General features: G+C 70.6%; 11 protein-coding genes. 6 read left to right on the top strand and 5 right to left on the bottom strand.

The features are described 5' to 3' along the window. The first annotated feature begins 47 nt into the window (after nt 1-47). A complete protein-coding gene (locus AB0J09_RS20065; protein ID WP_360692815.1) occupies nt 48-1,721 on the top strand; it encodes an alpha-galactosidase in 1,674 nt (557 codons plus the stop codon). Nucleotides 1,722-1,753: 32 nt separating this feature from the next. Continuing rightward, nucleotides 1,754-3,550: a CBM35 domain-containing protein gene (locus AB0J09_RS20060; RefSeq protein WP_360692812.1), complete on the top strand. Its 1,797-nt coding sequence runs from the start codon at nt 1,754-1,756 to the stop codon at nt 3,548-3,550. 156 nt (nt 3,551-3,706) lie between these two features. Here AB0J09_RS20060 and AB0J09_RS20055 read toward each other — a convergent pair whose 3' ends face one another. Continuing rightward, a complete protein-coding gene (locus AB0J09_RS20055; protein ID WP_360692808.1) occupies nt 3,707-4,300 on the bottom strand; it encodes a helix-turn-helix domain-containing protein in 594 nt (197 codons plus the stop codon). A gap of 151 nt (nt 4,301-4,451) precedes the next feature. Here AB0J09_RS20055 and AB0J09_RS20050 point away from each other — a divergent pair, with 151 nt between their 5' ends. Beyond that, nucleotides 4,452-5,309, top strand: coding sequence for an alpha/beta hydrolase (locus AB0J09_RS20050; protein ID WP_360692806.1), 858 nt, complete (start codon nt 4,452-4,454; stop codon nt 5,307-5,309). Nucleotides 5,310-5,757: 448 nt separating this feature from the next. Continuing rightward, nucleotides 5,758-7,059, top strand: a complete 1,302-nt coding sequence (locus AB0J09_RS20045) for a M28 family peptidase (protein WP_360692803.1) — start codon at nt 5,758-5,760, stop codon at nt 7,057-7,059. Here AB0J09_RS20045 and AB0J09_RS20040 read toward each other — a convergent pair. Beyond that, nucleotides 7,054-8,670 carry an AMP-binding protein gene (locus AB0J09_RS20040; protein WP_360692800.1) on the bottom strand — a complete coding sequence of 539 codons (1,617 nt, stop codon included), beginning with the start codon at nt 8,668-8,670 and terminating at the stop codon, nt 7,054-7,056. The genes AB0J09_RS20045 and AB0J09_RS20040 overlap by 6 nt on opposite strands. An 86-nt stretch (nt 8,671-8,756) precedes the next feature. On the opposite strand from AB0J09_RS20040, the gene AB0J09_RS20035 reads away from it, so the two are divergent. Then, complete coding sequence (locus AB0J09_RS20035) at nt 8,757-9,623, top strand: LuxR C-terminal-related transcriptional regulator (RefSeq protein ID WP_360692797.1); 867 nt, start codon at nt 8,757-8,759, stop codon at nt 9,621-9,623. Nucleotides 9,624-9,829: 206 nt separating this feature from the next. Here the strand turns inward: AB0J09_RS20035 and AB0J09_RS20030 are convergent, their stop codons facing one another. Both AB0J09_RS20030 and AB0J09_RS20025 read right to left on the bottom strand, forming a co-directional pair. Beyond that, entirely contained in the window at nt 9,830-11,092 is a 1,263-nt protein-coding gene (locus tag AB0J09_RS20030) for an extracellular solute-binding protein (protein ID WP_360692794.1), read from the bottom strand. Nucleotides 11,093-11,133: 41 nt separating this feature from the next. Beyond that, nucleotides 11,134-11,994 (bottom strand): AraC family transcriptional regulator, encoded by an 861-nt coding sequence (locus AB0J09_RS20025; protein WP_360692791.1) that lies wholly within the window; start codon nt 11,992-11,994, stop codon nt 11,134-11,136. 95 nt (nt 11,995-12,089) lie between these two features. Here AB0J09_RS20025 and AB0J09_RS20020 point away from each other — a divergent pair, with 95 nt between their 5' ends. Further along, nucleotides 12,090-12,863 carry a phytanoyl-CoA dioxygenase family protein gene (locus AB0J09_RS20020; protein ID WP_360692788.1) on the top strand — a complete coding sequence of 258 codons (774 nt, stop codon included), beginning with the start codon at nt 12,090-12,092 and terminating at the stop codon, nt 12,861-12,863. 51 nt (nt 12,864-12,914) lie between these two features. Here the strand turns inward: AB0J09_RS20020 and AB0J09_RS20015 are convergent. Next, on the bottom strand, nt 12,915-14,452 hold a 1,538-nt coding region (locus AB0J09_RS20015; RefSeq protein WP_360692785.1), incomplete at its 5' end, for an amidohydrolase.

Genomic DNA, 14,452 nt, shown 5'->3' with positions numbered 1-14,452 from the left:
AAGGCGCACTCGGGAGATCGCTGCCAGGAGTCAGGAGGTTAGGGGCCGTGCTCGCGGCCGTGGCGCTCGTCGCCACCGCCCTGGCCGTCCCCGCCGCCGCCTCCGACAACGGGCTGTCGATCAGGCCCGCGATGGGCTGGAGCAGCTGGAGCTTCGTCCGCCGCTGGCCCGACGAGAACAAGATCAAGGCGCAGGCGGACGCGCTGGTCAGCAGCGGTCTGGCAGCCAAGGGCTTCGTCTACGTCAACCTCGACGACTTCTACCAGAAGTGCGACTCCAACGGCTTCGTCGTAGACAGTTACGGCCGCTGGGCGGTCGACACCGCCAAGTTCCCGTCCGGGATCAAGGCGCTGGCCGACTACGTGCACGCCAAGGGGCTGAAGTTCGGTTTCTACGTCACCCCGGGCATCGCGAAGAACGCCGTCACCGCCAACAAACCGATCGAGGGCACGTCGTACCACGCGCAGGACATCGCGGACACGACGCAGACGCACAAGAACTACAACTGCAAGAACATGTACCGGCTCAAGTACTCCCACCCGGGCGCGCAGGCGTTCATCAACTCGTGGGCCAACCAGATGGCCTCGTGGGGCGTGGACTACCTCAAGATCGACGGCGCGGACGCGACCACGATCGCGGACGTGGAGGCGTGGGACAAGGCGCTGCGCCAGACCGGCCGGCCGATCAACTTCGCGCTCTCCAACAACCTGCCGATCGCCCAGGCCGACACCTGGAAGCGGCTGGCCAACAGCTGGCGCACCCAGGGCGACGTCGAGTGCTACTGCGGCTCCGGGCCGAACGGCAGCGGCTACCCGCTGACCGACTGGTCGCACGTGGTGAGCCGGTTCAACTCGGCCGCCTCCTGGCAGCCTTACGCCGGTCCCGGCGGGTGGAACGACTACGACTCGCTGCAGATCGGCAACGGCGACCAGGTCGGGCTCACCGCCGACCAGCGCCGCTCCCACATGACGCACTGGGCGATGGCCGCGAGTCCGCTGCTGCTCGGCACCGACCTGACCGCGCTCACCTCGGTCGACCTGGCGATGCTGAAGAACGACCGGCTCATCGCGGTCAACCAGGACGGCGTCGCCGCGCAGCGCATCGTCAACAGCGGCGTCAACCAGGTGTGGCGCAAGCGGGAGCCGGGCGGCGACTACATCGTCGCGCTCTACAACACCGGCACGTCCGGCAACTCCACGGTGAGCGTCACCTGGTCGCAGGTGGGCTTCACCGGGCCGGCCGCGGTCACGAACCTGTGGTCGGGCGCGTCGGAGGGCACCGTCAGCTCGTCCTACAGCGCCACGTTACGCCCCGGCGAGACCCGCCTCATCCGGGTACGGCCCGCGGGGCAGCGGTATGAGGCCGAGAACGCGGCGATCTCGCAGGGCGCCGCCGAGTCGAACCACTCCGGCTTCTCCGGCACGGGCTTCGTCAACGGCGACAACGTGGCGGGCTCGTACGTGGAGTTCACGGTGAACGCCGCCGCGGCCGGAACCGCCACACTCACCCTGCGTTACGCCAACGGAACGTCGATCAACCGCCCCATGACCATCGACGTCGACGGCACCACCATCACGCGGGACTTCCCCGGCACCGGCAACTGGGACACCTGGGCGGACTCCGCGTTCACCGTGTCGCTGAACGCGGGCGCCAACACCGTCCGCGCCACCGCCACCACCGCCAACGGCGGCCCCAACCTCGACTACCTCGACGTGTCCTGACCACCTCGCCGTCTTCTACGAAAGGAGCGCCCATGCACCCCCCACACCCTGCGCGTCGCCCACGCTTACAGGCCCCCATACGTTTACGTCCCCTAGCGCGCTTACGCCCCCTCATCGTCCTGGCCGTCGCCTGCCTGGCCGTCACCGCGCTGGTCGCGCTCCCCGCCCGGGCCGCGATCGTCCGCTACGAGGCCGAGAACGCGACGATCTCGCAAGGCGTCGTCGAGTCGAACCACGCCGGGTTCTCCGGCACGGGCTTCGTCAACAGCGACAACGTCACCGGCCCGTACACGGAGTGGACGGTCAACGCGCCCGCGGCGGGCACCGCCACGCTGGCCATCCGCTACGCCAACGGCACGACCACCGCCCGCACCGCGGACATCTCGGTCAACGGCACGGTCGTCTCGGCCGGCCGCACGTTCGGCCCCACGGGCGCCTGGACCACGTGGGCCACCTCCCCCCTCACCGCGACGCTCGCCGCGGGCGACAACGAGATCCGCCTCACGGCCACGAACTCGGGCGGCAACCCGAACCTCGACTACCTCGAGGTCACCGTGGCCGACGCGCCCGCCACCGAGTACCAGGCTGAGGCCGCCACGCTGTCGCAGGCCGCGGTGGCGACCAACCACACCGGCTACACCGGATCCGGCTTCGTCGACTACGTCAACACGGCCGGCGGCTACATCGAGTGGACCGTCAACGTGGCCGAGGCCGGATCGCACACCCTCACGATCAGATACGCCAACGGCACGACGGCCAACCGCGCCATGACCATCGAGGTGAACGGGACGGCCCAGACCCGGGACTTCTCGGGCACCGGCACCTGGGACACCTGGGCGGACGCGCAGATCACCGCCACGCTGAACGCCGGGGTCAACACCGTCCGCGCGACCGCCACCACCGCCGACGGCGGCCCCAACGTGGACCGGCTCTCGGTCAGCGGCCCCGGCGGGCCCGACGGGCAGGCGCCGACCGTGCCCGCGAGCGTCCGCGTCACCGGCGTCTCGGCCTCCAGCATCTCGCTGGCCTGGACGGACTCCACCGACAACGTGGCCGTCACCGGCTACCGCGTCTACGAGGGGACGACCGTGGTCACCACCACGCCGACCGCCGGCGCCACGATCGGCGGGCTCGCCGCGGGATCCACGCACACGTACACGGTCACCGCGTTCGACGCGGCCGGCAACGAGTCCGGGCACAGCGCCTCGGCCACCGGCACGACCGGAGGCGGTAGCACCGGCCCGACGGCCGACCAGCTCCTGGCGAAGGTGACGGCGTGCAGCCAGATCTCCAACGGCAAGTACAAGACGGACTCCGACGTGAGCACGGCGACGGTCGCGGTGTGCCAGAAGACCGGCGCGGTGTTCTGGAAGGGCGACATGGACATCGACTGTGACGGGGTCCGCACGTCGCAGTGCAACGAGAACACCGACTGCTGCTTCCAGCCCGACACGTTCTGCCACACCAGCGGCGACTCACCACTGAACGCGGCGCAGCTCGCCTACATGGTGGTGCCCAGCCCCAGCTCCACCTGGGACTACCGGACCAAGGGCATCGGCTGCGGCACAGTGGTGGCGATCGTCTACAACGGGCAGGTGGAGTACGCCGTGATGGGCGACACGGGGCCGACCGGCATCATCGGCGAGGCGTCCTACCGGACGGCCGCCGACCTCGGCATCAACCCCGACCCCAGCAACGGCGGCACCGACACCGGCGTCACCTACATCGTCTTCACCGGCTCCGACACCAAAGTCCAAACCATCGAAAACCACACCCAGGCGGTCAATTTGGGCCGTACGTTGGCGCAGCGTTTCCTCGACCAGAACTAAACCGCCCATCCGTTACGGCTCCGCACGGTGGGCCGCACGCGCCGACGTCAGTGGCCGTCTGTCATGGCCGGTCGTGAAGGCTCACGGGTTGCTCGCCGTGACGACGCGCATTCTGGGCCGGCTCCGTGGTCAGATTGACCACGGAGCCGGGCAGCGTCAGGCGCGGCCGGGTGCGCCTGACGCGGTGAGCAGCGTGACCATGTAGTTCTGCAGGTCGTCGGCCCACGACAGCAGGCCGGCGACCCTGCCCTCGCGCACCTCCGCCTCCACGAACGCCGTAACCCCGAACACGATCAGCCTCGGCGTCGTGGCAGGCAGGGGCGGCAGTGCGGGGTCCGCCTTCCTGGCCCTGGTGGCCATGGCGGTGACCATGTCGAGGAACGGGCGGTAGGCGCGGTCGCGCTGGGCCACCGCCCGCTCGCCCGCGCGCGGCAGCTCGACGAAGTACGCCTGTGCGTAGGCGGGGCGCTCCTGCCACCAGCCCAGATACGCCCGAAGCCCGCCCAGGTTCGCGGCCCGCCAGTCGTCTGAGGAGGTGGCGGCTGTGTGGATCTCCTCGATCAGGCTCGGCAGGTCGCGTTCGCACAGGGCGAGGAAGCAGGCCTCCTTGTCGGCGAACTGCTCGTAGAAGGCGTTGCGCGAGACCCGGGCCGCCGCGATCACCTCGGGCACGGTCGTGGCGGCGTAGCCGCGCTGCGCCACCAGCTGCAGCATCGCTTCGATCAGCCGCTCCCGCTGCGAGCTTCGCACAGTCTCCGGTGAGAGCCCGTGACGTCCCCGGGGGAGCGGCTCGGCGGTCCGAACCTTGTTCTGTCGATCTCTTGACATCGCTCACCGATCGTACTTCCCTCATGTTAGGAGACGTTCATGTCTCCAAATGAGTTCTCCCCGCGAGGTGACCATGGAACACATCACTCGGCGGCGCGCGCTCCAAACGGGCATTGCGGGCCTCCTGGCGGCGGGCGCCCTGGCCCGTACGACTTCGGCGGAGGCGGCCAGCGCCATCGAGTCGCACTTCGCGGCCACCGGCCCGTACGCGGTCGCAACGGGCACCTCGGGCGGCCACCGGCTCTACTACCCGGCCGACCTGGGCGCCGATGGGTTCGCGCACCCGATCGTCACCTGGGGCAACGGCACCAACGCCACCCCCGACAACTACCCGGGCGTGCTCAACCAGCTCGCCTCCTGGGGCTTCGCCGTCGTCGCCTCCACCGACACCACCACGGGCACCGGAGCCGAGATCCTGGCCGCCGCCCAGCACCTCGCCGGGCTCAACTCCGACTCCGGCAGCGTCTTCGCCGGCAAGCTCGACGTGACCAGGGTCGCGGCCGTGGGCCACTCCCAGGGCGCGGGCGGCTCCGTCAACGCCACCAACCACTCCGGCGGGCTGATCACGACGGTCGTGCCGATCGCGCTGCCCGCCCAGATCTGGGTCAGCCCGGGGGACGAGTTCTCCGTCGCGGCGCTGACCTGCCCCGTGCTGTTCCTCAGCGGCGCGAACGACTGGGTCATCTCCTCGGCCGCCACCGTCCAGGGCTACTACGACCAGGTGCCGGGCGGGGCGGGCAAGGCCCTGCTCAAGGGCGCGGGCCACAACGACATCCAGAACGGTGGCGGCGGCTTCCTCGGTTACCTGACCGCCTGGCTCATGTACCAATTACGCGGCGACACGCTCGCGCGCGGCGCCTTCGCGGGCTCGGCGCCCGAGCTGCCCACCAACACCGCCTGGCAGGGCCAGGCCGTCAAGAACCTCAGCTAGGAGCCCCCGCACATGCTCGACCCGCACCACCCGGGTCCAGACCGCAGCCACCAGCTGGCATGTGCTGGATGGTGACGCGGTCCCGACTCGGCCGCGCCCTGGCCGGGACACTCCGCGCCTCCAGCCCGCTCGGAACCTCGGCGGGCGTGTGCTTGGCAGCGGCACGTTCCCTGGCCTTGCACTCGGCGTCAGGTAACGCCTGGCGGCCGGTGGCGAGCGGTCCCGACAAACGCTCGGTGGTCTGCAGCGGGTCCCTCAGCCGCGCGTGCGAGGAGCCCGGAGCGGTGCGCTGGAGCGGCGGGTTTGACGCCCCTGCCGGGAGGAGCCGGCGGCGGGGGTCGGTGGTGAGGCGGGTGTCTTGGCGGCGCGGGGCCAGAGAGGTCGGTGGTGGGGTGCGCGTCTTGATGCAGACGGCCGGTGGTGGGGCGGGACCGGGGAGGGTTTGGCGATGATTCCGGACGCAGACGAGATGATGGCGTGGATCCGGGCCGTCACCGAGCGGGGGATCAGACGCCCGGGATATCCGGCCGACGACTGGACCGCCGCGTGGGCCGCTGCGCGTTTCGAGGAGTTCGGGCTGGAGGGCGTGCGGCTGGCGCCCGTCGAGTTGCCGTGCTGGAAGCCGGTCAGCGCCACCCTCGCGGTGGAGGGCGGCCCTGAGTTCGAGGCGTTCGCGTTGCCGTACACGAGGGCGAAGGCCCGGGTGCGGGCGCCGCTGAGCAGGGAGGTCGCGCCGGGGGCGATCGTGGTGCCCAAGATGGCGTTCACCGAGCTGCCGCAGGCTTACGTCAGGGACCTGGCGACCGCCTGGCACGACCCGGAAGGCGCGTTCGACGAGCTCACGCAGGTGCTGCCGTTCCAGCTCGACTACCTGGACGTGCTGCACGGCGCGATGCGGGGCGGCGCGGCGGGATTCGCGGGCGGGCTGACCGGTGTGCCGTGGGAGACCCGCGACTACTACGCCCCCTACGACGCCGAGACCAGGGACATCCCGGCCGTGTGGCTGTCCGGGCGCGACGCGCGGCGGGTGCTCGCGCTGATCGACGAGGGGCCGCGCACTGGTGTGCTCACCGTCGAGGCGGAGACCGGGCCTGCTGTCTCGCACAACGTCATCGGCCTTCTGCCGGGCGCGTCCGACCAGTGGGTGATCATCGGCTCGCACCACGACGCGCCCTGGGCCTCGGCCGTCGAGGACGCCACCGGGATCGCGCTCGTGCTGGCCGCCGCCCGCCACTGGGCCCCAGTGCCCGCCCTCGAGCGCCCGCACAACCTGCTCTTCCTGCTCACCGCCGGGCACATGGCGCTGGCGGCCGGGACGAGGGCGTTCATCGAGGAGAACCGGGCCATGCTTCCTGACGTCGTGCTCCAGCTCCACCTGGAGCACGCCGCCCTCCGGTGCGTGGGCGTGGACGGCGAGCTGGTGCCGACCGGCGATCCGGAGCCGCGGTGGTGGTTCACCTCCAGGCGGCCCCGGCTGGAGAGGCTCGTCCACGAGGCGCTGGTCGCCGAGGACCTGCGGAGGTCGTTCGTGCTGCCGCCCGACGTGTTCTCCCCGATGCCGCCGACCGACGGCGCCTTCTTCCATCCGGAGGGGGTGCCGCTGGTGCACTTCCTGTCCGCGCCCATGTACTTGTTCGACTCGGCCGACACCCTCGACAAGGTGGACGTGGCGGGACTGGAGCCGCTGGCCCGCGCCGCCGTCAGGATCGTCGAAGGCACCGCGGGCTGGACCGCCCGCGGACCCTCATGAGCGGCCGAGGATGTCGGCCGCGCGCTCGCGCATCTCCACCTTGCGGATCTTGCCCGTGACGGTCATGGGGAACGCGTCCACCACGTGGACGTACCGGGGGATCTTGTAGTGGGCGAGCCGGTCAGTGCAGAACTCCCTGACCCGCTCGGCCGTCAGCGGCTCGGCGCCCGGCCGCATGACGATCCAGGCCATGAGCTCCTCCCCGTACTTCTCGTCGGGCACGCCGATCACCTGGACGTCGCTGATGTCCGGGTGGCCGTAGAGGAACTCCTCGATCTCGCGCGGGTAGATGTTCTCGCCGCCGCGGATGACCATGTCCTTGATGCGGCCCACGATGTTGACGTAGCCGTCGGCGTCCATGGTGGCCAGGTCGCCGGTGTGCATCCAGCGGGCGGTGTCGATGGCCTCGGCCGTGGCGTCCGGCTGGCCCCAGTAGCCGAGCATGACCGAGTAGCCGCGGGTGCACAGCTCGCCCGGCTCGCCCCGGCGGACGGTCAGGCCGGTCTCCGGGTCGACGACCTTGACCTCGATGTGCGGCATGGCCCGGCCGACGGTCTCGGTGCGGCGGGCCAGGCCGTCGTCCCTGCGGGTCATCGTGGACACCGGCGAGGTCTCGGTCATGCCGTAGCAGATGGCGACCTCGGCCATGTTCATCTCGCTGACGACCCGTTTCATGACCTCGACCGGGCACGGGGAGCCCGCCATGATGCCCGTTCTGAGGGTCGAAAGGTCGAAATTTCCGGACCCGGACAGCGCGGCCAGCTCGGCGATGAACATCGTCGGCACCCCGTACAGGGACGTGCACCGCTCCTCCTGCACGGCGCGCAGCGTCGCCTCCGGGTCGAACCCCGGCGACGGCAGCACGACGCACGAGCCGTGGGAGGTCGCCGCGAGGTTGCCCATGACCATTCCGAAGCAGTGATAAAGAGGCACCGGCAGGCACACCCGGTCGGCCTCCGTGTAGCCGACCAGCTCGCCGACGAAGTAGCCGTTGTTGAGGATGTTGTGGTGGGACAGCGTGGCGCCCTTGGGGAAGCCGGTGGTGCCCGACGTGTACTGGATGTTGATCGGGTCGTCGAACGTCAGCCGCGCCGCCCGTTCCCGCAACCCGGCCGGGTCGCCGCGCCTGCCGTTCTCGACCAGTTCGTCCCACCCGGGCCCGCCGATGAACACGGCGTCCTTGAACCCGATCTCGTCGATCATCGCCCGGTAGTCGCTGGTCTTGTGCGCGACCGCGCTGATCAGCAGCCGCATGCCGGACTGCTTCACGACGTAGGCCAGCTCGTGGGCCCGGTACGCGGGGTTGACGTTGACCAGGATGGCCCCGATCTTGGCGGTGGCGTACTGGACGAGCACCCACTCCGCGCAGTTGGGCGCCCAGATGCCCACCCGGTCGCCCTTGGCGATGCCGCGGGCCATCAGGCCGAGCGCCACCTCGTTCACGGCGGCGTCCAGCTCCGCGTAGGTCCAGCGGCGTCCGGCCGCCACGTCCGCCAGCGCCTCGCGCTCGCCGAACCGCGCAACGGTGCGCTCGAAGTTCTCCCCGATCGTCTCTCCCAGCAGGGGGACCTCGGACACGCCCGAGGCGTACGAGAGCAGTGCATCAGCCATGCCCGGAGGATTCCCCCATATCCGGCCCCCCCGCCACCCCCGTTCGGGGGTGGCTCTCGGCGGCGGGCCTGGTCCATGCTGATGCCATGGCCGCACCGTACGCGCCCGCCGACCGTGAACGCGAGACGTTCCAGGCCGCCGTGGGCAGGCTGCGGCGGGCCACCGGGCTGCCCGTCGCGTTCGGCGGCGTGGTGGGGGGCCGCTCTCACGGTGTCACGCTGACGGAGTTCAGCGGCACCCTGACCGGCGCGCTACGCGGCCTCGTCGTCAGCGCGGGCAACGGGCTCGGCGGCCGGGTGATCACCACAGCCCGGCCCGGCGCCGTCGACGACTACACCGCAGACCCGCGCATCAGCCACGAGTACGACAAACCGGTCAACCTCGAGGGGTTACGGGCCATCGCGGCCGTGCCGGTCACGGTGGACGGCATGGTGTCGGGGGTCCTGTATGGCGGGATCCGCGAGCCGCTGTCGATCAGCGACCGCGTGCTGGACGCCATGACCCAGGTCTCCATGCGGGTGAGCTTCGAGATGACCGTACGGCGCGAGGTGGAGCGCCGGCTGGCCGAGATGGAGACGGCGGCGATCACCCGCGCCGCCCGCGAGTCGCCGACCACCGGCGAGTGGGAGGCGGTCCGCCAGGCGCACGCCGAGCTCAGGGCCATCACGCAGGACGTCTCCGACGCCGTGATCCGGGCCCGGCTCCAGGACGTCTGCGACCGGCTGGCCGGCTCGAACGGCCGAGCCCCGTACCAGGCCAGCCCGTTGTCGCCGCGCGAGCTCGACGTCCTCGCCCTGGTCGCCGTGGGTTGCGGCAACGCCGAGATCGGGGTCCGGCTCGGGATCCGGCCGGAGACGGTCAAGAGCTACCTGCGCAACGCCATGCGCAAGCTGGGCACCCACACCCGCATGGAGACCGTCGTCGCCGCCCGCCGCCGCGGCTTCCTGCCCTAGCCTCGTTTCCGCACGGCACGGCGACCGGCCCGCGTCCGTCGGCCAGCACGAGCTCGGCGAACGCGCCCAGCATCGCGCGGGGCAGCGGCAACGTCTCCAGCACGCCCTCGTAGCGCTTGGCGAAGTCGGCGGCGACGGTGTCGTAGGACGTACGGATGGCGGCGAGGAAGGGGGGCTCGGTCATGCGGGTCACCGTAGCCGGTGACTCAGTTCCCCTGCTGGTGGGTGCTCCAGTACTCGTCGGCGGCGGCCTGGATGTCGGTGAGCACCTTCTGGTAGGTGTCCGGCTTGACGACGAAGGCGCCGAACCCGTCCAGCGCGGCGGTGAGCACAGGCGGCGGCGTGGCCTCGAAGTAGCGGTTCACCAGCCGGTACTCACCGCTCCCCGCCGCTTTGCTGACCTCGGCGATGGCCTGGTCGGCGATGGCCACCTTGGGGTTGGCCGAGACGTCGCCCCTGGCCGTGGCCCACTTCTCCTGCGCGGCCGGCCCGACCCACCACTTGAGGTACTTCATGCTGGCGTCGGGGTCGGGCGCCTTGGCCAGCGAGCAGAGCGGGCCGCTCTCGAAGATCATCGAGGTCTTGGGCAGGGCCGGGTTGACGTTCGGGATGACGAAGAAGCCGTAGTCGGTGCCCGCCTTGAGGTCGCGCTGCGTCATGCTCGTGTTGAACCACGTGCCGAGCGACACCATCGCCGCCTTGCCGGTCTTGAGCACGTCGGCGGGGTCGGTCTTGTCGCCCGGGTTGTTGAAGTAGCCGGCGTCGATCATCGACTTCCACCGCTTCATCACTTCGGCCACGCCGGGATCGGTGTATTTCGCCTGGCCGGTCGAGAGGCGGTCGTAGAGGTCGGGGTCGGTGCCGGCGAGCAGCTGCTCGAACCAGACGAAGGAGAACAGCACCGACGTGTGGTAGAACGCGGTCACGCCGTTCTTCTTCAGCATGTCGGCGATCTTGATGAGCTCGTCCCAGGTGGTCGGGGGCTTGAGCCGATATTTGTCGAAGATCGACTTGTTGTAGAACATGCCCCAGTACGCCGCGTTCAGCGGCACGCAGTACTGCTTGCCGCCCACCGTGTAGTACTTGGCCAGGTCCGCCGAGAGGTCGCCGTTCTTGATCGCCTCCTGCCAGATCGGGGTCGTCTCCGCCACCTGTTTCTGGCCGACGATCTCCGCCATCCGTCCGCCCGTCGTCCAGGTGAACAGGTCGGGCTTCACGTTCGTGCGGAAGGACGCCTTGATGAACGCCTGGTACGTCGGCTCGTCGGTGTAGCCCACCGGCTTCATCGACAGGCCGATCTGCTGCTTGGACAGGCTGCCCATCTCGTCGAAGTACTTGCTCCAGGCGCCCTTGTCGTTGTAGAGCTTCAGCTCCGTCTTGCCGGCGGCCTGCTTGGGCGCGGAGCCGCCGGAGGAGCAGGCGGCGAGAGCGAGGCAGAAGGCGGCGGCGATACCAAGTGACCGGATCATGCCCGGCCTCCTCTTCGATCTTGGGGGGATAAGTCATCTAATCACTTGATATCTTGGGTGTCCATAGGGACGACGGCCCGGCGCGTAACCTCCCGGTAATCTCGCGGCGCCATGCCGTACCTGTCCTGGAAGAGCCGGCCGAAGTACGACTGGCCGGAGAATCCGCAACGCTGAGCGATCCGGCCGATGCCCTCCGTCGTCGTGGCCAGCAGCAGGGCGGCGTGCTCCAGACGGCGGCCGACCACGAACCCGATCGGCGTGCAGCCGTAGTGCCTGCGCATCGAGCGGGCCAGGTGCCCCGAGCTGACCGCGGCCATCGCCTGGAGCCTGGGCAGGCCCTCGCGCAGGTTCTCCTCGCGGCGCATCGCGGCGCAGGCCGACACCAGCCAGCCGGGCCGCGGATCCACGGCCGTACCGTCGGCGCGTTCCAGCAGGGGGACGACCGCCGTCCACAGCCCGACCAGATCGAGGACCCGGGGCGCGCCGGAATAGGCGCCGAGCACGCGGCCGAACTCCGCCGCCACCAGCCCGTCGAGATCGGCGCGCGCCGACGGCGGGAACTCCCGGCGATCCCAGTCCGCCGGGCCCGCCAGCCCGGCCAGGTCGGCGAAGGCACGCCAGCGCTCACTCGGGAAGGCGATGTTGACGAAGCTCATGCCGTCGTTCGAGGCGAACTCGTGGCGGTCGTGCGGGCGTACCAGCACGACGTCGCCCGCGCGCAGCGGCAGCTCCGCTTCGCCGACCCTCTGCGCGCCCGCCCCCGCGGTCACGAAGACGAGCTCGTGGAAGTCGGCGTGACTGTGCGGCTCCGGCCGGTCCCTGCGGCTGCCGGTCACCGGCACCAGAGCCGCGTGGTACGGCAGGCCGGCCGCGAACTCGACCCAGCGCAGGACGGTCGGCATGTCAGGAAATTAATACTTATGGAGCGGCGAGTGCTAGTAACGCCTGCCCGGAAGACCGAAGAATCCGATTGACGCCCACCCCTCACAAGGAGCACATGGTGATCACGGAAGTCGACCGGACCCTCCAGGACTACGACCGCGACGGCTACACGATCTTCCACGACGTCCTCGACCGTGACCTGATCGCCGAGGCGAGCGACCACGTCGGCTGGCTCCAGGCCAAGCACCCCGACCTGCACGGCGAGGACCTGGGCACCGAGCTGGTCGCCGGTGACCCCTTCTGGGTGCGGCTGGTCAGCGACGACCGGCTGCTGGACCTCGCCGACACCTTCGTCGGCCCGGACATCGCGCTGTTCGCCTCGCACTACATCAGCAAGCCGCCCTTCTCCGGCAAGCCGGTCCTGTGGCATCAGGACGGCGCGTACTGGCCGCTGGAGCCGATGCGCGTCGTCACGCTCTGGCTGGCCGTGGACGAGGCCACGCCGGAGAACGGCTGCATGCGCGTGATCCCCGGCTCGCACAAGCAGGACCTGCACGAGCTGCGGCAGCGCGACGACATCGACAACGTGCTCGGCTCGGAGAGCGCGGTGACCGTGGACGAGTCGCAGGCCGTGGACCTCGTCCTGGCGCCCGGCGACGTGGAGGTCCACCACCCCAACATCCTGCACGCCTCCAACGCCAACACCTCGCCGCGCCGCCGCTGCGGCCTGACCATCCGCTACATCCCGACCTCGACCCGGATCACGAGCGAGCAGCAGCCGTTCGTCTCCGCCCTGCTGCTGCGCGGGAACCCGGGCGTGAACGTCTACCAGCCGTTCCCGTCGTACGTGGAGGGCGAGCACATGCCCTTCGCCGGCGCCGGGAAGTAAGGGATCACGTGCAGCACCCGCCGCCTCGCGCCTCGCACCAGTCGAGAGGCGCTACTCGGCCGGCACGGGCGCGCGGTACGCGATGTGCCCGTCGAGCATGGTAAGCCAGGCGTCCACGCCCGACAGCGCGCCGGCGGGTAGACTCTGGACGTCCGCGTCCAGCACCACCACGTCGGCCAGTTTGCCGGGCGTGAGCGACCCGATCCGGTCCTCCATGCGCAGGGCGTAGGCCGCGTCGATCGTGTGCGCGCGCAGCGCCTCCTCCAAGGTGATCGCCTGCTCGGCCCCGATCGGCCCGCCCTCCCTGGTACGGCGGCACACCGCGTTGGAGACCGTCTCCATGGGCCGCAGCGAGGAGACGAACGAGTCGCTGGACAGCACCGGCCGCAGCCCGGCGTCCAGCTCCTCGCGCAGCGGCTGCAGCCGGTGCGCCCGCCGCTCGCCGAGCCGGCGCACGAAGTCGGTGCCGCTGTCGTACAGGAAGTTGGGCTGGTTGACCGGGATCACGCCGAGCGAGGCGAACTCCCTGACCTGGGCGGGGGTGGGATAACCGCAGTGCTCGATCCTGGGCCTGGCGTCGTCGCCCGACACCGCCACCGCGGCCTTGATCGCGTCGAGGGAGTAGCCCATCGCCCGGTCGCCCTGGGTGTGGATGCCGATCTGCCAGCCCGCGGTCGCGGCCCGCCGTACGAGGTCCACGAGCTGCTCCGGCTGGTGGTAGAGCGAGCCCGTGAAGCCCTCGCCGTACGGCTCGTCGAACATCGCGGTGCCGCCCAGCAGCGTGCCGTCGCAGTAGAACTTCATCGCCCCGAACCGCAACCGGTCGTCGCCGAACGGGCCCGCCAGGCCGACCGAGGACAGCTCGTCCAGCATGTGCGACAGCGGCATGACCGCGGTGCGCACCGGCAGCGTGCCCGCCTCCCAGGCGGACCGGTAGACCAGCAGCTCGCGGCGCGACACCTGCGGGTCGCACACGGTGGTCACCCCGGCCCGCAGGTACGTCTCCCCGGCCAGCTCCAGCCACGACCTCAGCTGCTCAAGAGGCAGGTCGACGTGGAAGTTGGGGCCGTGGCAGCCGATGTCCACGGCCACCGGCAGGATCAGCTCCATGGCCGAGTCCAGCACCATGCCGGTCAGCCGCCCGCCCTCGTCCCGCACGAACGCGCCGCCCGCCGGGTCGGCCACGTCGTCGCCGATGCCGCGCCAGGACAGCGCGGCCGAGTTGACCACCGCCTGGTGCCCGGACACGTGATAGACGATCACCGGGTGCTCGGTGGTGGCCTCGTCGAGCTGCCGCCGGGTCGGCCGCCCGCCGGGATACTTGGCGTCGTCCATGCCGTACGCCCTGATCCACTGGCCAGCGGGGGTCCTCGCGGCCTCGGCGGCGATGGCGGCGACCAGGTCGGAGGCGCTGCCCACGGCCGGGTAGCGGGCGTCCACCGCCACCAGCGTCTCGGCGGTGGACAGCAGGTGGTTGTGCGGGTCGATGAAGCCGGGCAGCACGCTCCGCCCGCCCGCGTCGACGACCTCGGCTCCCGGGCCCGCCGCGGCCAGCACGTCCTGCTCGCGCCCGACGGCCAGGACGCGGC

Origin of the sequence: Nonomuraea sp. NPDC049784 (genome assembly GCF_040659615.1) — a bacterium.
Classification (GTDB): Bacteria; Actinomycetota; Actinomycetes; order Streptosporangiales; family Streptosporangiaceae; genus Nonomuraea.
This window is presented reverse-complemented; position numbering and strand designations above follow the sequence as displayed.